Below are 21,826 nucleotides of genomic sequence, written 5' to 3' on the forward strand. Positions count from 1 at the left end.
ATCCAAATGATTATACCAATCTGCCCAAGATACTTCAGAGAGAAAATATAGACCCCAGAATCCCCTGGCTATATAACTTTAAACTGGACTTCCGATTTAAATAAATGTAATATAAATTGTGCCTATAAATTGCTTGATAGCTATCGGGACTATAAATATTTGATTGGAATTCCACACGTATCTCAAATAGCCCATCAGTTCCCTCAAGGTGGTCAAGGACTACTTAGGAACCCTTTCCACTTGCTTGATCAGTTCAAAAACATATTAAATCTTACTCTTGACCTTTTCATTCTGGTTTTGGTAAAATTCCATAAAGTGGTTTTCGTAAAAAATAATCTTCCTGACCATATCCTTAACAAGCGAAGGGAAATACCAGACTTTTTTTTACCTGATCCTGAAATCCATTTTTTCTCAAGACGAAACTATATGCCTCTTCCTATTTTGCCTTTTCCGTATGTTAACACTAATTTTATATGAGAACCAACGGTTACCGCTTTTCCACGTGGTTATTATAGAAACCTGTGAGGGTCAGTCAAGACTTAATTTTTTTGATGTATGCCGCTAAATCAATGCAAATTTGCTGGTATTAAGCAAAACAGGTTTAGCCCTAATTTCATTCAGAAAGGGTTATTGGCTCAAACGTCCAGTCTTTTTCTGTTTTGTATTTTTTATGAAAATTCGGGGATTTTATTCCGGCATAAATCATTCCTGCCGCAGGTATAAACAAAAGAAAGGCCGACGGTTGAATCAAAACACCAATTAATGCCCCAAAACCGGCAGTGACCGCACCTCCATAGACAAGCAAGCCGGTGGTTAAGGTGGAAGTTACAAGCGTGTTGCGCTTCAAATAAACTATATCGGCAATTTCGAGTTTTTCATTATCTATTGTAATCGTATTATCCGCTAAACTAAACCGACCAGAAAACTTTTTACCGTCAGTTGTTTCAACTATTATTCTCTTATTTTCCTTAATCAGAAATTCCTTTTGTGTAGTCTGATTTGTTAATTTAATTGCTTGTTGGTCTTGGGCATATAAAATATTTGCAAAAAATAGGCATAGCATTAAAACTGTTAATTTTTTCATGGTCTTGTTTTTATAATGCAAAAGCAAGGTAATCCTGTATTATAATGACCACATACTTTTTACATTATTTTTATGTTAAAGTTTACAATCAATTATTTCAAAAGCAGTGCTTTTCTTTAATTGCCATAATCCTCAACCTAACATAATCGGCATACCAATTTCCATTTTTGAAGTTGGTAGATCTTAACTGTTCCTCAACTTCCAATAATATCCGGTCAATCGTTGACTGATCTATTCCTTCCAAAAATGTTTTACCGAACATATAGATCCAGTTTTGGATCCCGTCATTTTCTTTCAGCAAAGTTTCCCTGTCAAAATGGGCAGCCCAAGTTATCCTAAATCCCTTCTTCTCCAGTAATGCAGCATACTCTGCAAGCGAGGGAAAATACCAGACTTTTTTTTCAGCTTGATCTATGTAACCATTTTTTCTCAATACGGAGCGCAATGCCTCTTCAATATTCCCTATGTTTCCCTTACCTCCAAACTCAGCTACAAATCGCCCTCCTTTTTTCAAACTGGCATAAATGCATTCCGCTGCTTTCTCTTTTTCCAAAACCCAATGCAAGGTGGCATTTGAGAATACAGCATCGAATTGGCCCTCCAATTGAAAACTCTCGGCAGACATAACCCTAAAATCGATTTGGGGATATTTTTCACGGGCTTTGGTGATCATTTCAGGGGAACTATCAATCCCCAACACCTTAGCCCCTAAATTTCGGATCATCTCCGCTAAATCCCCGGTTCCACATCCCAAATCCAATATATGCTCACCTGCTTGGGGATCCAGCAAGTGGATGACATCCTCACCGTATTTGGACACAAAATCATGTTTCTGATCATAAAGACCTGTATTCCACTTCATAATGATGTGATTTAATTATAATGATATAGATAGGATCCGAAGGCTGAAAATCCCTTCATTTTATCTCAATCAAAAAGCCCGACATCAGACCGGGCTTTTTACTTCAATTCTCACTTTGTTTTCTTTTACTTATTTTGAAATAAATAATGATGAGCTAAATAACAAAACTTACAGAAAATCTGTCTCCTGTCGGAAATCTAAAATCGTAAATCTAAAATCTAAAATTTTCCTCTACTTCTGCTTATTACTCTTCTCATAATATTTCATCGCTTCAGGCATCTGCTTATTCAGCTCGTCCTTTCTGCGATTCGGTCCTGGGTGAGTAGATAAGAACTCTGGTGGTTCGGCACCAGAACGGCCTTCACTCATCCTATCCCAGAAGCCGGGTGCTGCCCTTGGGTCATATCCGGCCAAAGCCATAAAATTCAATCCCAATTGATCGGCTTCCAGTTCGTGTCTTCTTGAAAATGTCAGCATGCCCAATTGTCCTCCTACTCCAAAAGCCTGAAGAAAAAGGTTTTGGGTGAGGCTTGGGTTTTGCCCCATGGCTGTCTGTGCACCTCCAATAAGGCCATTCATCAACATTCCATTAGACATCCTTTCTCTACCATGATTGGCAATGGCATGTGCCACTTCATGCCCCATAACCACCGCCACTCCGGTTTCATCCCTACATATCGGCATGATGCCTGTATAGAAGGCAACTTTTCCCCCGGGCATACACCAGGCGTTGACAGATTCATCCTGAATCAAATTGAATTCCCAGGCAAAGCCCTGCAATTCCTTTTCAAGACCCTGTTCGGCCATATATTTTCTTACCGCCTCAGCAATCCTTTTTCCTACCCGAACCACCATTTGTCCTTCTGCCGTATTGGTTACTATTTTATGTTCTTTCAATACTTCATTGTATTGTACAAATGCCAAGGGCAATAATTCTTCATTGCTAACCAAGGCCAACTGATTTCTTCCACTCATCGGGACTTTAGCACAGGAATACACCACAATGACCAAAGCCAATAAAAACATGATTTTCTTTAACATATACTTATATTTTGTCTGAAAGTCACCAAAAAAGGTGCCATTTCAAAAAGGGATTTATTTTTTTGTTTAATTTGACAGCTAATAAAATTAAATGGTTACCCGCTTCTTTGCCAGTAACCCAATATTTTACTACTGAAAATGACGGAAGTCCGAAGCCAGAAGACCGATGTTCCGAACATTCCAGTCTCTTAGCAAGAATTATATTGAATTGACAGATACTGGCATCTATGCGTAATACATATAAAATTATAAAGAGGATGAACCCTGACGCCAAGAAATACATCAACCGCATGACTAACCCTTTTATTTTTTGGTGGGCAATGTTTTTCAAACTTCCCTCAGCAGTTTTTTGGAGGTTAAAAATAAAAAAAATAAGTCCTGAGGAATGTTGGGTCACCATCCCCTATTTCTGGCGAAGTCAAAATCCATTTAATTCCATATATTTCGCTGCGATGGCAGGTGCCGCAGAATTGAGTACCGGAGCACTTTGTCAACTGGCTATGGCAGGGAAAGGGAAATTCAGTATGTTGGTAGTGGATTTCCGAGCAGAATACCATAAAAAAGCCAACCAAAAAATCACCTTTGTCTGTAATCAGGGAAGCGAACTCAACCACGTACTTGACAGCTTAGAACCAGGGGAAAATTCCACCCTAACCATGGTCTCGACAGGCACAAATCCAGATGGAGAGATAGTTGCCAGGTTTTTTGTGACCTGGTCTTTTAAAAAAAAATAGAAAATTGAAGATTTTAGATTTTAGATTGAAGATTGTAGATTGCTCATTAACCCAAACCTAAAAAACCCGCACTTTGAAACCAATCGTATTTAAATCTCTATTATGGTCCTCTTTGCCGGTATTATTATTGGCAGGGGTCATGCATTTGACCGGAAATCCGGATTATGTAGGACCGCTTCTGATTTTGTTTTTTATTTTATTGGGAGTTGGGTTTAGAGGTTTTGATAAACTCAAAGGCTTCACCTACACCATCATGATTTTTGCTTCTGTGACAGCCGCCATGTTTTATCCTACTATTTTTCAGGAAATTGGTGGTTTCAAATTGAGCGGATTGATTGTCCCTCTACTTCAGATTATTATGTTCGGTATGGGAACTTCCATGAGTCTTAGGGATTTTCATGGCGTGGTGAAAATGCCCAAAGGCGTTCTGATAGGTGTGATGTGCCAGTTTACAATTATGCCATTTATAGGATATTCGTTGGCAAAAGCCAGTGGATTTCCACCCGAAATAGCCGCGGGACTGATTTTGGTCGGTTGTTCCCCTAGTGGTATGGCTTCCAATGTCATGAGCTTTTTGGCCAAAGCTAATTTGGCCCTTTCTATTACCATCACTGCCATTACTACCATGCTTGCGCCCTTTATCACACCTGTCTTGATGGGTTGGTTGGCAGGAGAGTTTGTGGAGGTAAATGTGTTCGGGATGGTGATGGACATTATCAAAATTGTCATCATACCCATTGGGGCAGGATTACTGTTCAACAAATACCTGGGAGGTAAGTTGAAATGGCTTGACGCAGCCATGCCTCTTGCTTCGATGATCGGTATTGCTGTTATCATCGTTATCATTACCGCAGCAGGAAGGGACAATCTGTTGACCATAGGACCTTTACTGATTCTTTTGGTCATTTTCCACAACTTGAGTGGATACACTTTAGGATATTGGATGGGAAAACTTTTTAAGATGAATGAAAGTGATTGCAGGACAATTGCCCTTGAAGTCGGGATGCAAAATGCAGGATTGGCATCAGGATTGGCCAAGGAAATGGGTAAAATAGCAACTGTCGGATTGGCTGCTGCTGTATTTGGACCAATGATGAACATCACAGGATCAATCCTGGCATCTTACTGGCATAGAAAACCACCTAAAGATGAGGTCGAACCGGAAATTGAAGAAACTGAAAAGATTGTCTAAATCCTTAAATTAAATCAAATGTCAGATTCATTCGAGCTAACTATGGATGTTCAAATGAACAATTAAGCGTCAAGAATTTCCCTGAACTTAAGAGCAGAAATCCTTCCCAATCCGGGCACTCCCAAAAGTTCTTCAAAATCTGCATTAAAGACATCCTTGAGGCTCCCAAAATGATCCAGCAATTTTTCTGCCCTATCCACTCCAATTCCGGGAAAGCCTTCCAGTATGTGGATTTTCTGTTTTAAAGACTGGTTTTTCTCCTTTTTAAAATTACCCTTACGGGGATAAACCCTTTGGTCTTGAAGTCTGTCCTTTGTCAGTTGTTTATAACCTTGTAACATAATCGCAACTGTTTCCTCAATACCCTTAGACCTGAGGATTGGAATCTTAAAACCAAGGCTTATAGATACCATGATACCTAGAATGGCCTGAACTGAAAAATCAGTCTCTTTAAAATCTTTTTGTCTCCCCTCCAAAATCACAATGGCAGGAATTTTACCTTTTGCAAGTTTGCTTACTTGCTTAAAAAGCCGACCATCTTTGATTGATGCACAGAAATCAATGACAGTTTTTCTTTCTACCAGTAAATCATTGTCAAAAATATAATCCCCCACATCCAACCTTTTTCTCTGTACCAACAAATTCCCCTTTGCCAGCAATTCCTTTTCAACAGACATAGGTTCCCTGTCATCAATAATAACCTCCAAAGGATAAAAATAAGATGATTTGATAAGTCTCGACATGGTTAGGATTCAAGATTTAGAGAATAAAATTTCTTATATTTAGAACAATAAACAAATAGAATATGAAGATTTCCCTTGAAAATTTTCCGGACGTGGGATTAGACGAAAAAGATATCAAACTAGAACTCAGTGTTGCTTTATACAAAAGAGGTAAGTTTTCCATTGGCCAAGCATTTAACTTTGCCGGGATCGATAGAATTCAATTTTTAAAGGAGTTAGCCAAAAGGAATGAAACTGTTAACTATGATATCGAAGATTTAAACATTGATTTGGTCAACCTGAAATTGGAAAATGAAAGTAGTGGCTGATTCATCAGTATTAGTAGGTTTTTTGGCATTAGGAAAAATCGAAATACTAACTGAATTTTTTTATCAGATTTTAATTCCTGAATCAGTATATGAGGAACTCCAATCATTGAAAAATTATGGTTATGATTTAGGCCCAATATCCCATGGTTCATTTATTGTAGCAGAATGTAGAAATAAAACTGCAGTAAATGAGTTGATTAAAGTTTTAGATATTGGAGAGTCTGAATCAATAATAATTAGTATGGAAAGAAGTGCTGACTTATTACTCATCGATGAGAAAAAAGGAAGGAAAATAGCGGAAAATTTGGGGATAAAAATTACAGGAATATTGGGGCTTTTAATTAAAGCTAAAATTGAGGGGAAAATAGATTCCTTAAAATCTGAAATTGAGGTTCTTAAAGAGAAACTCAATTTCAGACTAGATGATAAATTGGTAAATTATGCCCTTCGCCAAGTTGGAGAATTATAAATTAGAAATGTTTCCAACCTTGCGCCTTCAACTGTACAGCCGTTCCGCTTTTAGTAACCAAATACTTCCCTTCTTCCTCCTTGGTCACATGTCCGATGAAATGGATATCAGGATGTTTTTCCAGTTTTTCAAAATCCTTTTGGTCAATGGTAAACAACAATTCGTAATCCTCTCCCCCATTCAATACACAGGTGATCGGATCCAAATTCAGTTCAACTGCGGTATCAAAAGTCTGTTTGTCAATGGGCAACTTGTCCTCATAGATGGTGACACCGACTTTCGATGCCTTGCAGATATGAAACAATTCAGAAGCCAGGCCATCTGAAACATCCATCATACTACTCGGTACGATTTCCAACTCCCTCAATTCATGGATAATATCCATTCTTGCTTCAGGCCTTAACTGTCTTCCCGTGACATAGCTGTACTTCTCCAATTCAGGTTTCATATCCGGGTTTGCCAAATAAACCTGCTTTTCTCTTTCCAAAATCTGCAATCCTACCAAGGCTCCTCCAAGATCTCCTGTAACACAGATGATATCATTGACTTTTGCGCCTGACCGGAAACTCAACAATTCTTTTTTGCTTTCCCCGATAGCAGTCACCGAAATCACCAAACCTGACCGGGAAGCTGTAGTATCACCTCCTATAACATCTACATCATAATGTTCTGCCGCAGCATTGATTCCTGCATACAGAGCGTCAACGGCTTCTACAGAAAATCTATTCGATAGGGCAATGCTTACAGTAATCTGCTTTGGCACAGCATTCATGGCTGCCACATCAGAGATATTGACGGCAACTGCCTTGAATCCGATATGGGGCAAGGGCGCATAGGACATATCAAAATGAACTCCTTCCAACAACAAATCGGTGGTAATCACTTTGACATGGTCTCCCGCCTCAATGACAGCTGCATCATCTCCGATTCCTTTGATGGTAGAAGCGTGTTTGATGATGATTTTTTCATTGAGGTGGTCGATCAGACCAAATTCCCCTATTTCAGAGATCTCAGTTCTTTCTTCGGACATGTTGTTCTTTTTATTTCTTTGTTGGAAATGCAAAGATACTGCGAATTCCCAATTGCGTCATGCCTTCCGTATTTGTCGGGAAAAATGGATTGGCATTGAAGGTAGGTATTATCAATAAAGCATTCTTATCTCCCAAATTGAACTCCTTGCCAAATCCTAATGAAAAGCCAAGACGAAAAACACCGAAGAATTCACTGCTTGCCTGGGATATATTGGGCCCAAACTGCAATAAAAATCTTTTAGGGAGCCAAAGTCTGAAATTTGCCGGAATTGTCCAATGATTCATTGCATCATTATAAGAAGGATTGGATATGCCGGGAGGAAAAGTTGGTGTCACCCTAAATTGATTATTGGAATACACCAATCCTGTCTCAAATTCCCATTTTTCGGATAGAGGCTTTAAATAAAGAAATCCAATATCAAAAAAATACCTTCCATTATAATTAGGAGCTCCATCAGCATAACTTGGAATATAATGTGGATTGCCATATGAAACCTGTAATCCAAACCTACTCCAGGCAACTTCTTGGGCAAAAGAATTTTGATTGACCAAAAACATAAAAATAAGCACTGTAACGATCCTGGCAATTTTCATAGCAACTCAAAATTAAACTAAACATGATTTTAGAAACAATTCCAAATATCAAAAAAAAATTAAAATTGAAAGGATAGAAACCAGAAATTGATAAAGAATGAGAAATGAAATACCTTCATTCTTTTTTGCTTTAGATACATGTGTGTTGAATAAAAATAAAATAAATCTGTTTCTTTTTTTATCCTTGATTTTGACCTAACTTTTAATTCAAATTTCCTTATAATTCACTTTTAAATAAATCACTATGGACCTTTTAATTAAATCTCCTGCCTTTTTATTAATGTTTGTTTTATTTGCTAATTATGGTCATTCCCAATCCTATATAGGAAATACCATAGACAATTATTCAGGAGTACATTCTCTGCTCCTCAACCCCGCCAATGTGGTAGGATCCAAAACCAGATTTGAGCTCAATATCTTATCTGCAAGTGCTTTTGTCGGGAATGACTATCTGAGCGTGGACTTCACGGATTTCAAAAACATGAGTGATGGATTTTCGTTTGATTCCGATGTCGAAAAAACACCGACTGAAACGAATAATTTTTTTGGTAATGTTGATTTAATTGGCCCTTCCATCATGTTCAGGTTGAATGAAAAAAGCAGCGTTGGGATCAGCACCAGGGTGAGGACATTTTTCAACCTGCACAATATCAGCGGTCTGTTTTATGAAAGTATTTCTGAAGGTTTTGATTCACAATCTGATTTTCAGGCAGAAATGGAAAACCTGTCAGGAAATATCCATGCCTGGGGAGAATTTGGGCTTACCTACGGCAGGATTATTCTAGACGATGAATCAAGACGTTTGAAAATCGGTACGACATTGAAATACCTTGGCGGTGCCGGTGGACTTTTCACCTCCAGTCCGCAATTAAGCGCCGCATTTAATTCCAATACTAAAATATTGGCCACAGGTGGTTCGTTGGATTATGGATATACTTCCGGCTTTGATACGGAAGATATCAAGTTCACTGATTTCACCGGAGGATTCGGGGCAGACATTGGGGTAGTATATGAGTTAAGGTCTAAAAACCATTATCCTGTTGATTCTGTGTATTCACAAAAACCTTACAAACTTCGTTTTGGGATTTCAGTAGCTGATATCGGTGCTATCAATTACAAAGAGGTTTCTGAGTTCAGCTATAATTTGAACGGTTCTGTAGATGTGGCAGAGTTTGACGAAAAGGACCTGGAAGAACTGTTGAATGATAATTATCAAGGTACGGAAGTAACCGGAAACAAGTCACTTGGTCTTCCCACATCCCTTCAGGCATTTGTGGATTACAGTGTTTCCAAAAAGTTTTTTTTGAGCCTTCATGGTGCATATTCTCTTAGAAGTGCCTCCACTTTCAATGTTAACAATATTATAAATACCCTCTCAGTCACGCCCAGATTTGAATCCAAATGGATCAGTATTTATAGTCCATTGAGTTTAAGGCAATTCCAATCCGGTATTCTTTGGGGAGTAGGATTGAGAACAGGACCATTCATGATAGGATCCGGATCAGTGTTGTCAAATCTCCTCTCAAGCTCATCCAAAAGCACTGACGTTTTTATTGGACTAAAAGTGCCGATATTTAAAAATAAAGCCCGAAATTTCAAATAATAAAGATTTAGGCTACCCTGATTTTCCAATTCTAAATTCACATTAAAACTTATTTGAATAAGACATAAAAAGATGTGCTCAAAATTGAATTAAAAGATTTTAATTTTCTCCTGACACAATTCCACTAAAACTCCATTAGTTGACCTGGGGTGCAAAAAAACAACCAATTTATTATCAGCCCCTTCTTTTGGGGTATCATTCAGAATTTCAAATCCTTCTGCCCTGAGCCTTTCCATTTCCCTGAAGATATCTTCCACATCAAAAGCGATGTGATGAATACCCTCAGCCTTCTTTTCGATGAATTTGGCTATTTGGCTATCTTCTCTTGTCGCTTCCAAAAGTTCGATTTTAATATCCCCTATCTGAAAAAATGAAGTCATAACTCCCTCACCTTCTACACTTTCTGTTTTGTAATGTGCCGAACCCAATAATTTTCTGAACAAGTCATTTGATTTTTGAAGATCGCGGACTGCTATTCCCAAATGTTCGATTTTTCTCATCTTGATATTTTTTTATCTTTGTTGGTGAATCATTTCAAAATGAAGCATGTTGAATTGAAGCTTGTAAATATGACTTAATAATTTAAAGATATGATAATCGTTTCGGAAAAGGCAAAAGAAAGAATCCTCGAATTGAAAAAAGAGGAAGGAAGGGCAGATAATGAGAATATCAGAGTTTCTGTAAAGGGAGGTGGATGTTCGGGATTGATGTATGACCTGGGCTTTGACGGTACCACAGTGGAATCTGACCATATTTTTGAGGACAAAGGAGTCAAAATCATTGTCGATAGGAAAAGTTTACTGTATTTGGCCGGAACTACCCTTGAGTTTTCCGATGGCCTGAACGGAAAAGGTTTTCAGTTTGTCAACCCAAATGCTTCAAGAACCTGCGGTTGCGGGGAAAGTTTTTCAGTTTAAAAAAAAACTTCAAAAAATTTAATTTTATGCCGGTTTTTAAAAACCGGCTTTTTTAATGATAATATGTTAATCAAACCATCATAGCTTTGCGTAAAAACACACCTATTAGATTTAAACTTATAAATTGTATAATAATCTCAAGCTTTTTGACCATATAGTCCTGCCAATTACACCAATTTTTTCAGTCCAAATTTTTAATTAAAAAATTATATTTAATAGTCATTTTCAATTATTTTTTTAAAAAATGCGGGAAATAAATTTCAATTTAAATTTCATTCGAAAGGAAAATGTTTTTTACTTACATTATTAATTCCTTTAATTATTTTACTTAATCAATTTATTTACTAAAACTAAACCGTTTATGACAAAAAATTTACTGAGCGTATTTCTCTGTTTCTTTTTGCTGGGAAGCATTGCAAATGCACAAACTAAAACAGTTACGGGGACTGTTATTTCTATCGAAGATAATTTGCCCCTGCCCGGAGTAAATGTGATCATCAAAGGAACGACATCCGGTGCTGTTACGAATTTGGATGGAAATTATTCCATTCAGGCAGAATCAAACCAAACATTGGTCTATTCCTTTGTAGGATTTGAATCACATGAAGCCTTGATAGGAAACCGAAGTGTCATTGACGTTACTTTGCAGCTAGATGCCAAGACCTTGGGTGAGGTCGTAGTCACAGGTTTTGGTACAATTACCAAAGGAGACCTGACCGGAAACATTGCATCTATCAAAGGCGCAGAAATCGCCAATATCCCGGTTCCTAACTTTCAGGAAGCCTTACAGGGGAGATTAGCAGGTGTTTTTGTTGAATCTTCAAGTGGAAAATTAGGCGAAGGTGTCAAGATTAGAGTTAGAGGTACTACTTCAATTTCCGGAGGAAATGACCCCCTATACATTATTGACGGTCTTCCTATTACCTCAGGTGGTGCAATTGGACAGTTCAATCCCTTGGCAGATATCAACTTCAATGATATAGAATCGTTCGAAGTATTGAAAGATGCATCAGCAGCTGCTATTTATGGAGCAAGAGCTGCAAACGGTGTTGTCCTGATCACAACCAAGTCAGGTGCCAGAGGCAAGACAAAATTTAATGTGGGTATCCAAAGAGGTGTTTCATCTCCGACAAGGAAAAGAGAGTTCTTAAATGCTCCTGAGTTTGTGGAACTGATGAGGGAAGCCGGGTACAACAATGACCTAAGAAATGGTTTTGATCCAATCAACAATCCAGATGATTTTGCAGGTTCTGATTTACAATTTGTGGAAAGCAGATTGAACCGATACTCGGGCTGGTCAGACTGGAGGACTTTGGAAACGGATACAGATTGGCAGGAACAGGCATTCAACCCGGATGCAGGAGTCACCAATGTCAACTTTTCTGCCTCAGGAGGTGATGAGAAAACAAAATTCTATTTCAGTACGGCCTATGACAAGCAGGACGGAATCATGATCAGAAATGATTTTGAAAGGATTTCAGTAAGGATGAACCTTGACCATCAGGTAAATGAGCGATTTACTCTGGGAGCGAATCTGGGTATCAGCAGAACAAGAAACAACAGATTGGCAGATGACAATCAGTTCAACAATCCAATACAGTTGGTTGCCTTAGCTCCTATCACTCCCATCAGGGATCTTGATGGTCAATTGTATGACCGTCCCACGGCGACTTATTACAACAACCTGATTGATTCAGAGAATGCTCAGTGGCTGAATACCTCTTTCAGAAATATTTCCAATATCTATGGGGAGTACAGATTCACTGACAAGCTGAGATTTAGAAGTGAATTCGGTGTGGATGTAATGAACCAAAACGAAGAGCAGTTCTTCGGGTCCAGAACCAACCTTGGATTATCTACAAATGGTTTTGCTAGATCAAGATGGTTGAGGATTTTCAATTACAATACCAACAACTACTTCACTTATATCAATACTTTCGCTGAAAAGCACAACCTTGAGGTTGTAGGTGGTATGCAGTTCCAAAAATCAGAGGATAACTTTACCAGCGTTGAAGGTCAGGAATTTCCTTTGGATGAGTTGAGAACGCTTGCTTCAGCAGCGGAGATCACAGGAGGTACTTCCACATTTACCAACTTTACATTCCTATCATACTTTGCAAGAGCCAATTATAGATTTGCAGGTAAATATCTGGCGACTATCAGTGGAAGAGTCGATGGTTCCTCAAGGTTTGGAGACAACAATAAATATGGTTTCTTTCCTGCTGCTTCTGTAGGCTGGATTGTTTCAGAGGAATCATTCCTTAAAGGAAATGACGCACTAAGCTTATTGAAATTGAGAGCATCTTATGGTCTTACCGGTAACGCCGAAATCGGTAATTTTGACCATTTGGGTCTTTACGGTCCGGTATCCTATGCATTGTTACCGGGATTAAGACCAACTCAAATTCCAAATCCAAACCTAAACTGGGAAAAAACTGCACAGTTCAACGTTGGTGTTGAGTTCGGTATTTTTAGAGACAGAATTACCGGCGAAATTGATTATTATAACAAAGACACCCGGGATCTGCTCTTGAATGTTCCTGTACCTGCGACCTCAGGTTTCGCAGTCCAAAGACAGAATATCGGTAGAATGCAGAATTACGGGTTTGAACTGATCTTGAACGGTGCCATAGTTACCAAACAGGATTTCAGCTGGAATGCAACCTTTAACCTTGCAAGGAACGTGAATACTGTTAAAGAACTCGCTCCAGGTCAAACTTCTATCCCTCCATCTTCCTCTAGATTCCTTAATGGAATTTTTATTGATGAGCCAATAGGGGTGTTTTATGGCCCAAAATATGCCGGTGTCGATCCTGCTAATGGTGACGCACTTTACTACCTTAATGAGGAGTTAACTGAAACTACAAACAATTTCAATGACGCTGCAAGAATGGTTGTAGGTGATCCAAACCCAAGATTCTTTGGAGGTATTACCAACAATTTTACTTTCGGTAATTTTGATGCCAGTTTCCTTTTCCAAGGTGTATTTGGAAATGATATTTTTGACGGAGGTGGAGGTTTCTTCGCTGCCAATGGTGATTGGTTCGATAACTCCACCAGGGATCAATTGGCCAGATGGCAGAACCCGGGTGACATCACCATGATACCGCAGGCAAGGTTGGGAGAATGTAACGGATGTCAGGCATCAAGCAGATACCTTTCTGACGGAAGTTATGTAAGATTGAGAACTTTGACAATAGGTTATACTTTACCTTCCACCTTACTCAACAAGATGAAAATCTCCACTGCAAGATTTTACTTCACAGGCCAAAACCTGTTGACTTTCACCAAATATGCGGGATGGGATCCTGAGGTGAATGCAGATTACCTGGCAAGTAACGTCTTCCAGGGAAATGACTTCTATTCAGCGCCACAGGCCAGAATTTTCTCATTGGGTCTTAATGTTGGATTTTAAATAGCAAATAAAATGAAGAAATATATAATAATAGCAATATTAGGGCTTTCTACTGTTTTCAGTAGCTGTAATGATGAGTTGTTCCTCACCCCATTTCAAAGTATTGACCAGAGCATCGCACTCAGTAATGATGCCAATGTCAAAAGTGTTTTGATCGGTGCCTACTCAGAAACAAGAAGTGTTGCACTTTATGGTGGAAGACTTCAGCTGTATGCTGAGATGCTGGGTGCAAACGGTGAAGTAAGATGGGAAGGTACTTTCAATCAGCCCAGGGAAATCTTCAATAAATCAATATTTGTCAACAATTCCTTTGTTGAAGGTACTTGGGCCGCTGCCTATCGAGCCATCAACGTTGCAAACAATGTTCTCGGCGCTTTGGATGTAGTCAATGAGGACGACAGAAACAGGGTAAGAGGTGAGGCTTTGTTTTTGAGAGGTTCGATGTACTTTGAACTGATCAAACTTTATGGTTTACCTTTTGTCGCCGGAAATCCATCTACTAATCTTGGTGTTCCATTGATACTTGCTCCTACCAGAGAGATTAATGATGACAGCTTTGTAAGCAGGAATACTGTTCAGGAGATTTACAATCAAATTTTGAGTGATCTGACAGAAGCAGAAAGTCTTCTGCCTCCATCAAATAGTTTCCTGGCCAATTCCTATGTCACCGCTGGCCAACTTTCTAGAGTGTATCTTCAATTGGAAAGATTCGGAGATGCCAGGGATGCTGCCAATAGGGCGATAACCCTTGCAACAGGGACAGGAAAGTCTTTGATACCGGTCTTTATGGAAGCATTCAATACAGAGAGTAATTCGGCTGAAGATCTTTATGCCATACAGGTGAACACCCAGGATCCGGCCAATGACATGTTCCTATTTTATTCTTTACCTGAATTTGGTGCAAGAGGTGGTGATGTGGCAATCCTAGCCAATCACCTTGAACAATATGAACCAGGGGATTTTAGGTTGAGCCAATTTTACACCGGTGCAGGTGAATTGAGAACTGCCAAATGGAGAGACCAGTTCAGGAACGTAAAGGTGATAAGGCTTGCCGAGATGTACCTGACACGTGCAGAAGCCAATTTCAGGGAAAGTACGGCAATTGGTGATACCCCGTTGAACGACATCAACCGAATCAGGGCAAGGGTAAATCTTCCTGCAAAGACAACTTTGACTTTAGCTGAGATTTTGCAGGAAAGAAAAGTGGAACTGGCACATGAAGGCCATATCATCCATGATGTCAAAAGAACCCGTGGTTCCATTAATGACAACACCGGTGACCTTGTATTTCCATTTGATAGCCCCAGAATGGTATTTCCCATTCCTCAAAGGGAAATGGATGCCAATCCAAATCTGGTACAAAATCCGGGTTACGGAAATTAAAAAAACAAACCTAAATAAAAAAGCCACCATTTTGGTGGCTTTTTTATTTGCCCTGTTCGCTATACTAATGCTCATTACTTACCTTTGCGACCGGATAAACAAACCCATATATGACAGATTCAATCAAAAAAGTCCAACTCAATGACCTCCATGAAGCTTTGGGAGGAAAAATGGTTCCTTTTGCAGGTTTTAATATGCCTGTAAGATACACATCGGATATAGAGGAACACAAAACAGTAAGAGGAGGAGTAGGCGTATTTGATGTTTCACACATGGGGGAATTTATGGTCAGGGGGTTAAAAGCCCTGGACCTGATTCAGAAAGTCACTTCTAATGATGCCTCTAAACTGGTCATTGGACAGGCCCAATACTCCTGTTTCCCCAATGATCAAGGTGGAATTGTGGATGATCTGATTGTCTACAAAATGGGAGAAGAAGAATATATGTTGGTGGTCAATGCTTCCAATATCGATAAAGACTGGAACTGGATCAATCAACATAATTCGATGGGTGCTGAATTGGAAAACATTTCGGATAGTCTTTCCTTATTTGCCATTCAGGGGCCAAAGGCCATTGAAGCTGTTCAGGCCCTAACCTCTGTTGATCTTTCTAGCATTAAGTTTTATCATTTTACGAAAGGTGATTTTGCAGGAGTCAATGATGTGATCATTTCAGGAACAGGATATACCGGTGCAGGAGGATTTGAGATTTATGTTAAAAATGAATATGCTGAGAAAGTCTGGAATGCAGTTTTTGAAGCTGGAGAAGAATTTGGAATCAAACCCATTGGGTTAGGTGCAAGAGACACCCTTAGGCTGGAAATGGGTTATTGCCTTTATGGAAACGACATCAATGATGAAACATCTCCCCTAGAGGCAGGATTGGGTTGGATCACAAAATTCACCAAGGATTTTATCAACAGCGAAAATCTAAAAAAACAAAAAGAAAAAGGAGTCGATAAAAAGTTGGTCGGCTTTATCATTCAGGACAAAGGAATTCCCAGGGCCCACTACCCTATTGTAAATACTTCCGGTGAAGTGATCGGAGAAGTGACTTCAGGCACAATGTCTCCTTCCATGGGCGTGGGTATTGGATTGGGATATGTAAAGTCTGAATACGCATCCCCGGGGACAGAAATTGCAATTACTGTCAGAAATAAAAACCTGCCGGCCAAAATCGAAAAACTTCCACTGTACAGAAAATAGATTTCCCTAAATCAAAACCTCGCCATTGAACAAACAATCTCAATGGCGAGGTTTTTTATTGAATTTTGAAAATGAAAAAAGTTGAAATTTGCCTCAGTCCTGAATTGATTCATCTGTATGATGTCAAAGATAAAAATGTGGTGATAGTAGATATCTTTAGGGCAACCTCCACCATGATGGCTGCTTTGGCAAATGATGTTACTTCCATTACCCCTGTTTTTGACCTGGAATCCTGCAGGATGATGGCAAAAGAAGGTTATGTGATTGCAGGAGAAAGAGATGGAACAACAGCCGAAGGTTTTACTTTGGGAAACTCTCCTTTATCCTACCTGGAAAAGAAATATGCGGGAAAAGAGATTGCGATGACAACTACTAATGGAACCGTCGCCATAGAAATAACCAAAGACGCTGCCCGAAACATTATACTCGGCGCTTTTGTAAACCTCAAAGCGACAGCGGAATTTTTGATTAAAGAGGAAAATGATGTCCTGATTCTTTGTGCGGGTTGGAAGGGAAAATTTAATCTCGAGGACTCTTTATATGCGGGTGCACTGGTCAGCAGTTTACATCCCCATTTTTGGACTGATTGTGATACATCAATCGCCATGAGATCTCTCTATGAAGGAAATACCCACAGGCTGCACATTTTTATGGGACAGGCCTCCCATGCCAAAAGACTACAAAACCACAATATTGAAGCGGATATTGATTTTTGCCTTTTAGAAAATATTTATGATTTCATCGGAATTTTAGAAGATGGCAAACTGATAGCCAAAAAGCCCGGAAACTAAACCAACCAAACAATATTTGACAAACTTCAAGCTCAGATTCACTTTGCCATCAAATTTACATACCTTTGTTGGCGTTCAGAAATCAATCATTTCACTGTAGAAAATTCCACCACAACATGACCGAGGTTAAACTCTTTTCCGGTACCAACAGCCACCTTCTTGCCGAAAAAATAGCAAAACATTACGGAAAAAATCTTGGAGATCTGACCATCTCAAAATTCAGTGACGGAGAGATGTCACCCAGCTATAATGAGTCTGTAAGGGGTTGTACTGTATTTTTGATCCAAACAACAAATCCTAATGCTGATAACCTCATGGAGTTATGCTTGATGATAGATGCAGCAAAAAGAGCCAGTGCTTATAAAGTTTGTGCGGTAGTTCCTTATTATGGTTACGCCAGACAGGACCGTAAAGACAGACCTAGGGTTTCCATAGCTGCCAAATTGATTGCCAATATGTTGACCTCGGCTGGAGCGGATAGAATTATGACCTGTGACCTGCACGCCGGACAGATCCAAGGTTTTTTTGATATACCTTTGGATCATTTAAATGGATCAGCTATTTTTGTGCCCTATTTAGAAAGGCTTAGTTTGGATAACATGCTTTTTGCGGCACCTGATGTAGGTGGTGTGGCCCGGGCAAGGTCTTATGCCAAGCATTTTGAAGTAGAAATGGTGGTCTGTGACAAGCACAGAAAAAGAGCCAATGAAGTGGCTTCCATGCAGGTAATCGGTGATGTGGAAGGGAAAGATGTGATCCTTATTGATGATCTGGTGGATACTGCGGGCACTTTGTGTAAGGCTGCTCAGATTATTATGGACAAAGGTGCTACCTCGGTACGCGCCATTGCCACTCACGGTGTTCTATCCGGCAATGCATATGATAATATTGAGAATTCTGTCCTCAAAGAACTTGTGATCACAGATACCATTCCTTTGAAAGGTCAGAGTTCAAAAATCAGAGTTTTGTCTGTTGCAGATCTATTTGCAAAAGCTATCCATGCAGTAACAGGAAATACTTCCATTTCTGCATTATTTATTTAATGAATTACTTAATCAATTATATATACTTAAATTAAAATTTATGAAATCTTTAGAGATTATAGGGTTTAAAAGAGCAAATCTCGATAACCAGGAATTGAACCAAATCCGTCAGGAAGGTAATGTTCCCTGTGTAGTTTATGGACCTGCTATCAAAGAACAAATCCATTTCTACTCCCCTGCTATTTTGTTCAGAGACTTGGTGTACACTCCGGAAGTCCACATGGTTGATCTGAACATCGAAGGCGAAAAAATGAAAGCAGTATTGAAAGATTCCCAGTATCACCCTGTTTCTGATGTGTTGATGCATGCGGACTTCTTGGCTTTCAGTCCTGACAGACCAATCAAGTTTGAAATCCCGGTTGTAATCAAAGGTACTTCTCCAGGTATCATCAAAGGTGGTAAACTTGAATTCAAAACAAGAAAATTAGCAGTCAAAGGTTTGGCAGGTAATCTTCCTGATCAAATTGAAGTTGATATCAATAACCTGGATTTGGGTAAATCATTCAGAGTTGGAGAATTGAAAGTTGAAGGCTTTGAAATCCTGACCAGTCCTAATGTTACTATAGTTACTATTGGAATACCAAGAGCACTAAAGGGCAAAAAAGCTGAGTAATCAGACTTTAGAAAACGATAAAATCAAATCCTGCTTAATCATAAGCAGGATTTTTTATTTTTGTGCAGCTTTTATCATAATAAAAAAATGAAATATCTCATCGTGGGACTTGGCAATATCGGTCCAGAGTATGAACTGACAAGACATAACGTAGGCTTTCTTACCGCAGACAGGTTGGCTGACAAACACGGAGTCCAATGGAAAAGTGACAGGCTTGCTTTTACCACTCATTTTAAATTTAAAAGCAGACAGATCCATCTGATCAAACCTACCACCTATATGAATCTCAGCGGTAAATCCGTAAACTTTTGGATGAAAGAGCTGCATATTCCAAAAGAAAACGTCCTGGTCATCGTAGATGATGTAGCACTTCCTTTCGGAAAGTTGAGGATGAGGGGCAAAGGTTCTGCTGCAGGCCATAATGGACTTAAAAGTATTGAAGATCTCACCGGGGGACAGGATTATCCAAGATTGAGATTTGGTATTGGAGATGATTTCCCCAAAGGAAGACAGATAGAATATGTCCTCGGCAGATGGTCCCAAAAAGAAATAGATGAACTTCCAATTTTCATGGACAAAGCGATTGAAATGATCCTGAGCTTTTGTACTGTCGGGATTAATATGACGATGACGCAGTTTAATGAATAATTAAGGGATATAAGTTGAAATATTCTTTGCGATATAAATTGAAATATTCTGAAATGAAAATAGATTGAAATATGCTTTGCGAAATATTCTGAAATGAAATAGACTGAAATATTCTGAAGTGAAATAAATAGATAGATGCTATGCGATATAGGTTGAAATAATTGAAAGGACATATCGTATTTCTATTTATTTTCAACCCCATCCCGAATGGATGCCACTCTCAGGATCTCCGATTCGCTTCGGTTTCTATAATATTTCAATATTATTTCTACTTTATTTCAACTCTATTTCAATTGTATTTCCCTTTAATAAAAAAGAATTGGAGATAATCTTTTGAATTCCACTTTTTGAAAACTTACTTTGCATCCACTTCAGGAAACTGATTTATAAAGAAGAGGTGAGAGAACAGGCTCGGAGACCCTCTGGCAACCACCCCGACACATCGGGAAAGGTGCCAAAACCTGCCCGTCCAATCGGGAACTATAAATTAGAAATTATGCCATCTGCACAGATTTACACTTTACTTCAAGAAATTATTTGGACTTATTGTATTGGTACCAAGTACCAAGTACCAAGTACCAAGAATTGGGAGATATGCCATTTTTTTGAGCTGGATTTAATAAAATTGGCAGATATCAAGGTTTTGAATCTCCTAATACCTTTATCAGCAATTCTACCCTTATCGACTATTTATTTCAAATTGATCCATAATCTCAATAACCTATTTCAATTTTATTTCAATCATATCCCGAATCGCTATTTCTCTCGGGATCTCCGCTTCACTCCGATTTCTACATTATTTCTACCGTATTTCCATTCTTTTTCCTTTAATTCCAAATAGTCCTTTTAAAGAATAACCAATTCAACCATTAACCAAAACTTCAATGTCCCATTTTGAAACTGACGCCATTCGTATATCAAGCTCCAAATCCAACCATAAGGAGCATTCTGCACCTTTGTATTTAAGTTCAAGTTTTACTTTTGATTCTGCAGAGGAGGCAAGGCAGATGTTTGCGGAAGAAATCGAAGGGAATATCTATTCCAGGTATGCCAATCCCAATTCATCTGACCTGATTCAAAAAGTGTGTGTTGCGGAAGGGACTGAGGACGGAATTGCAACAGCTTCCGGGATGGCAGCGATGTTTGGTAGCATTGCCTCTCTTTTGCAACAGGGAGACCATATCCTTGCTTCACGGTCTCTTTTTGGTTCAACGCATCAATTGCTGACAAGGGTATTTCCAAAATGGGGAATTACATCCACATACGGAGACATTGCTGATACCGCCAATTGGGAGAAGCTCGTCAAGCCAAACACCAAAATGCTCTTTATTGAAACTCCTTCCAATCCCGGTTTGGAGATCATTGACCTCGAATGGGTAGGGAAATTCGCCGAAGCGCATAACCTGATTTTGGTGGTGGACAATTGCTTTGCAACTCCTTACCTGCAACAGCCCGCAAAATGGGGTGCGCATATCGTGACCCATTCAGCCACCAAATATATAGATGGGCAAGGAAGGGTATTAGGAGGTTTGATTTTGGGGAAGCAGGATCTGATCAAAGAAGTGCAGTTTTTTACAAGACATACCGGTCCATCCATATCCCCATTTAATGCCTGGATCCTTTCAAAAAGCATGGAGACTTTGGCGGTCAGAATGGATAGGCATTGTGGCAACGCCCAAAAAATTGCTGAGTATTTTGAAGGCAACAAAGAGATAGAATTTGTAAAATACCCTTTCCTCGCCTCCCACCCTCATTATGAATTGGCAAAAAAACAAATGTCGCAGGGAGGAGGAATCATTACGCTGACTTTGAAAGGTGGAATCCAAAGGGCACAGCGGTTTATTGATGCCCTACAGATGATTTCTATTACTGCAAACTTGGGGGATAGCAGGAGTATCATCACCCATCCAGCTTCAACCACCCATAGTAAACTGAATGAAGAAGAAAGGGCCAATGTTGGCATTACGGATGGATTGGTAAGACTTTCTGTTGGCTTGGAACATCATGAGGATATCATTCTGGATGTAGAAAGGGCATTGGATAGCTCCAAATAGGATTTTCTTTCTCAAAGTTATCAATGTCAGAATTTCGGAGCGTCATGCTGAACGTAGAGAAGCATCCCATGAGGTTCAGAAAAAGAATGAATTTGA

At 39.2% G+C, this 21,826-nt stretch carries 21 protein-coding genes and 1 riboswitch; of the genes, 14 read left to right on the forward strand and 7 right to left on the reverse strand.

Annotation, left to right across the window (positions count from 1 at the left end; genetic code table 11):
* Positions 1–613 precede the first annotated feature (613 nt).
* The 3 genes from ACEW8O_RS09075 to ACEW8O_RS09085 form a co-directional block, all read right to left on the reverse strand.
* Positions 614–1,084, reverse strand: coding sequence for a hypothetical protein (locus ACEW8O_RS09075; protein WP_373494308.1), 471 nt, complete (start codon positions 1,082–1,084; stop codon positions 614–616).
* Positions 1,085–1,181: 97 nt separating this feature from the next.
* Positions 1,182–1,946: a trans-aconitate 2-methyltransferase gene (locus ACEW8O_RS09080; protein ID WP_373494309.1), complete on the reverse strand. Its 765-nt coding sequence runs from the start codon at positions 1,944–1,946 to the stop codon at positions 1,182–1,184.
* Positions 1,947–2,177: 231 nt separating this feature from the next.
* Positions 2,178–2,987, reverse strand: coding sequence for a M48 family metallopeptidase (locus ACEW8O_RS09085; protein WP_373494310.1), 810 nt, complete (start codon positions 2,985–2,987; stop codon positions 2,178–2,180).
* 257 nt (positions 2,988–3,244) lie between these two features.
* Here ACEW8O_RS09085 and ACEW8O_RS09090 point away from each other — a divergent pair, with 257 nt between their 5' ends.
* Both ACEW8O_RS09090 and ACEW8O_RS09095 read left to right on the forward strand, forming a co-directional pair.
* Positions 3,245–3,721 carry a PaaI family thioesterase gene (locus ACEW8O_RS09090; protein ID WP_373494311.1) on the forward strand — a complete coding sequence of 159 codons (477 nt, stop codon included), beginning with the start codon at positions 3,245–3,247 and terminating at the stop codon, positions 3,719–3,721.
* Between the two features lie 139 nt (positions 3,722–3,860).
* Positions 3,861–4,913 (forward strand): bile acid:sodium symporter family protein, encoded by a 1,053-nt coding sequence (locus ACEW8O_RS09095; protein WP_373494328.1) that lies wholly within the window; start codon positions 3,861–3,863, stop codon positions 4,911–4,913.
* Positions 4,914–4,975: 62 nt separating this feature from the next.
* On the opposite strand, the gene ACEW8O_RS09100 is transcribed toward ACEW8O_RS09095, so the two are convergent.
* Positions 4,976–5,656: an ERCC4 domain-containing protein gene (locus ACEW8O_RS09100; protein ID WP_373494312.1), complete on the reverse strand. Its 681-nt coding sequence runs from the start codon at positions 5,654–5,656 to the stop codon at positions 4,976–4,978.
* Between the two features lie 62 nt (positions 5,657–5,718).
* Here ACEW8O_RS09100 and ACEW8O_RS09105 point away from each other — a divergent pair, with 62 nt between their 5' ends.
* Together ACEW8O_RS09105 and ACEW8O_RS09110 are read left to right on the forward strand one after the other, a co-directional pair.
* Positions 5,719–5,964: a UPF0175 family protein gene (locus tag ACEW8O_RS09105; protein ID WP_373494313.1), complete on the forward strand. Its 246-nt coding sequence runs from the start codon at positions 5,719–5,721 to the stop codon at positions 5,962–5,964.
* Positions 5,948–6,433 (forward strand): DUF3368 domain-containing protein, encoded by a 486-nt coding sequence (locus tag ACEW8O_RS09110; RefSeq protein WP_373494314.1) that lies wholly within the window; start codon positions 5,948–5,950, stop codon positions 6,431–6,433. Before ACEW8O_RS09105 ends, ACEW8O_RS09110 begins: the two co-directional genes overlap by 17 nt.
* Before the next feature lies 1 nt (position 6,434).
* Here the strand turns inward: ACEW8O_RS09110 and thiL are convergent, their stop codons facing one another.
* Positions 6,435–7,463, reverse strand: coding sequence for a thiamine-phosphate kinase (gene thiL, locus ACEW8O_RS09115; RefSeq protein WP_373494315.1), 1,029 nt, complete (start codon positions 7,461–7,463; stop codon positions 6,435–6,437).
* A 10-nt stretch (positions 7,464–7,473) separates the two neighbouring features.
* On the reverse strand, positions 7,474–8,058 hold the full coding sequence (locus tag ACEW8O_RS09120; protein WP_373494316.1) for a hypothetical protein: 585 nt from the start codon (positions 8,056–8,058) through the stop codon (positions 7,474–7,476).
* Between the two features lie 244 nt (positions 8,059–8,302).
* Between ACEW8O_RS09120 and ACEW8O_RS09125 the strand changes: the two genes are divergently transcribed.
* The gene (locus ACEW8O_RS09125; protein WP_373494317.1) at positions 8,303–9,661 is read left to right on the forward strand and encodes a DUF5723 family protein; all 1,359 of its coding nucleotides are present in this window, start codon (positions 8,303–8,305) and stop codon (positions 9,659–9,661) included.
* 89 nt (positions 9,662–9,750) lie between these two features.
* Here ACEW8O_RS09125 and mce read toward each other — a convergent pair whose 3' ends face one another.
* The gene (gene mce, locus ACEW8O_RS09130) at positions 9,751–10,161 is read right to left on the reverse strand and encodes a methylmalonyl-CoA epimerase (RefSeq protein ID WP_373494318.1); all 411 of its coding nucleotides are present in this window, start codon (positions 10,159–10,161) and stop codon (positions 9,751–9,753) included.
* A gap of 90 nt (positions 10,162–10,251) precedes the next feature.
* Between mce and ACEW8O_RS09135 the strand changes: the two genes are divergently transcribed.
* From ACEW8O_RS09135 to ACEW8O_RS09175, 9 genes are all read left to right on the forward strand, one after another.
* Positions 10,252–10,578 carry a HesB/IscA family protein gene (locus ACEW8O_RS09135; protein ID WP_373494319.1) on the forward strand — a complete coding sequence of 109 codons (327 nt, stop codon included), beginning with the start codon at positions 10,252–10,254 and terminating at the stop codon, positions 10,576–10,578.
* A 361-nt stretch (positions 10,579–10,939) separates the two neighbouring features.
* Positions 10,940–13,993, forward strand: a complete 3,054-nt coding sequence (locus ACEW8O_RS09140) for a SusC/RagA family TonB-linked outer membrane protein (protein WP_373494320.1) — start codon at positions 10,940–10,942, stop codon at positions 13,991–13,993.
* Positions 13,994–14,005: 12 nt separating this feature from the next.
* The gene (locus ACEW8O_RS09145) at positions 14,006–15,376 is read left to right on the forward strand and encodes a RagB/SusD family nutrient uptake outer membrane protein (RefSeq protein ID WP_373494321.1); all 1,371 of its coding nucleotides are present in this window, start codon (positions 14,006–14,008) and stop codon (positions 15,374–15,376) included.
* Positions 15,377–15,486: 110 nt separating this feature from the next.
* Positions 15,487–16,581 (forward strand): glycine cleavage system aminomethyltransferase GcvT, encoded by a 1,095-nt coding sequence (gene gcvT, locus ACEW8O_RS09150; protein ID WP_373494322.1) that lies wholly within the window; start codon positions 15,487–15,489, stop codon positions 16,579–16,581.
* A 71-nt stretch (positions 16,582–16,652) separates the two neighbouring features.
* Positions 16,653–17,372 carry a 2-phosphosulfolactate phosphatase gene (locus ACEW8O_RS09155; RefSeq protein WP_373494323.1) on the forward strand — a complete coding sequence of 240 codons (720 nt, stop codon included), beginning with the start codon at positions 16,653–16,655 and terminating at the stop codon, positions 17,370–17,372.
* A 116-nt stretch (positions 17,373–17,488) separates the two neighbouring features.
* Complete coding sequence (locus tag ACEW8O_RS09160) at positions 17,489–18,415, forward strand: ribose-phosphate pyrophosphokinase (protein ID WP_373494324.1); 927 nt, start codon at positions 17,489–17,491, stop codon at positions 18,413–18,415.
* Positions 18,416–18,455: 40 nt separating this feature from the next.
* Entirely contained in the window at positions 18,456–19,028 is a 573-nt protein-coding gene (locus ACEW8O_RS09165) for a 50S ribosomal protein L25/general stress protein Ctc (protein ID WP_373494325.1), read from the forward strand.
* Positions 19,029–19,115: 87 nt separating this feature from the next.
* On the forward strand, positions 19,116–19,676 hold the full coding sequence (gene pth, locus ACEW8O_RS09170; RefSeq protein WP_373494326.1) for an aminoacyl-tRNA hydrolase: 561 nt from the start codon (positions 19,116–19,118) through the stop codon (positions 19,674–19,676).
* Positions 19,677–20,057: 381 nt separating this feature from the next.
* Positions 20,058–20,165: riboswitch (SAM riboswitch) on the forward strand.
* Between the two features lie 395 nt (positions 20,166–20,560).
* A complete protein-coding gene (locus tag ACEW8O_RS09175; RefSeq protein WP_373494327.1) occupies positions 20,561–21,730 on the forward strand; it encodes a PLP-dependent aspartate aminotransferase family protein in 1,170 nt (389 codons plus the stop codon).
* Positions 21,731–21,826: the final 96 nt, after the last annotated feature.

The organism is Aquiflexum sp. (assembly GCF_041749095.1).
In the GTDB taxonomy this organism is placed as follows: domain Bacteria; phylum Bacteroidota; class Bacteroidia; order Cytophagales; family Cyclobacteriaceae; genus Aquiflexum.

Bases quoted from the DNA above. Each gene is read 5' to 3' on its own strand.
- ACEW8O_RS09075 (WP_373494308.1), bottom strand. From the start codon at position 1,084: ATGAAAAAATTAACAGTTTTAATGCTATGCCTATTTTTTGCAAATATT.
- ACEW8O_RS09080 (WP_373494309.1), bottom strand. From the start codon at position 1,946: ATGAAGTGGAATACAGGTCTTTATGATCAGAAACATGATTTTGTGTCC.
- ACEW8O_RS09085 (WP_373494310.1), bottom strand. From the start codon at position 2,987: ATGTTAAAGAAAATCATGTTTTTATTGGCTTTGGTCATTGTGGTGTAT.
- ACEW8O_RS09090 (WP_373494311.1), top strand. From the start codon at position 3,245: ATGAACCCTGACGCCAAGAAATACATCAACCGCATGACTAACCCTTTT.
- ACEW8O_RS09095 (WP_373494328.1), top strand. From the start codon at position 3,861: ATGCATTTGACCGGAAATCCGGATTATGTAGGACCGCTTCTGATTTTG.
- ACEW8O_RS09100 (WP_373494312.1), bottom strand. From the start codon at position 5,656: ATGTCGAGACTTATCAAATCATCTTATTTTTATCCTTTGGAGGTTATT.
- ACEW8O_RS09105 (WP_373494313.1), top strand. From the start codon at position 5,719: ATGAAGATTTCCCTTGAAAATTTTCCGGACGTGGGATTAGACGAAAAA.
- ACEW8O_RS09110 (WP_373494314.1), top strand. From the start codon at position 5,948: ATGAAAGTAGTGGCTGATTCATCAGTATTAGTAGGTTTTTTGGCATTA.
- thiL (WP_373494315.1), bottom strand. From the start codon at position 7,463: ATGTCCGAAGAAAGAACTGAGATCTCTGAAATAGGGGAATTTGGTCTG.
- ACEW8O_RS09120 (WP_373494316.1), bottom strand. From the start codon at position 8,058: ATGAAAATTGCCAGGATCGTTACAGTGCTTATTTTTATGTTTTTGGTC.
- ACEW8O_RS09125 (WP_373494317.1), top strand. From the start codon at position 8,303: ATGGACCTTTTAATTAAATCTCCTGCCTTTTTATTAATGTTTGTTTTA.
- mce (WP_373494318.1), bottom strand. From the start codon at position 10,161: ATGAGAAAAATCGAACATTTGGGAATAGCAGTCCGCGATCTTCAAAAA.
- ACEW8O_RS09135 (WP_373494319.1), top strand. From the start codon at position 10,252: ATGATAATCGTTTCGGAAAAGGCAAAAGAAAGAATCCTCGAATTGAAA.
- ACEW8O_RS09140 (WP_373494320.1), top strand. From the start codon at position 10,940: ATGACAAAAAATTTACTGAGCGTATTTCTCTGTTTCTTTTTGCTGGGA.
- ACEW8O_RS09145 (WP_373494321.1), top strand. From the start codon at position 14,006: ATGAAGAAATATATAATAATAGCAATATTAGGGCTTTCTACTGTTTTC.
- gcvT (WP_373494322.1), top strand. From the start codon at position 15,487: ATGACAGATTCAATCAAAAAAGTCCAACTCAATGACCTCCATGAAGCT.
- ACEW8O_RS09155 (WP_373494323.1), top strand. From the start codon at position 16,653: ATGAAAAAAGTTGAAATTTGCCTCAGTCCTGAATTGATTCATCTGTAT.
- ACEW8O_RS09160 (WP_373494324.1), top strand. From the start codon at position 17,489: ATGACCGAGGTTAAACTCTTTTCCGGTACCAACAGCCACCTTCTTGCC.
- ACEW8O_RS09165 (WP_373494325.1), top strand. From the start codon at position 18,456: ATGAAATCTTTAGAGATTATAGGGTTTAAAAGAGCAAATCTCGATAAC.
- pth (WP_373494326.1), top strand. From the start codon at position 19,116: ATGAAATATCTCATCGTGGGACTTGGCAATATCGGTCCAGAGTATGAA.
- ACEW8O_RS09175 (WP_373494327.1), top strand. From the start codon at position 20,561: ATGTCCCATTTTGAAACTGACGCCATTCGTATATCAAGCTCCAAATCC.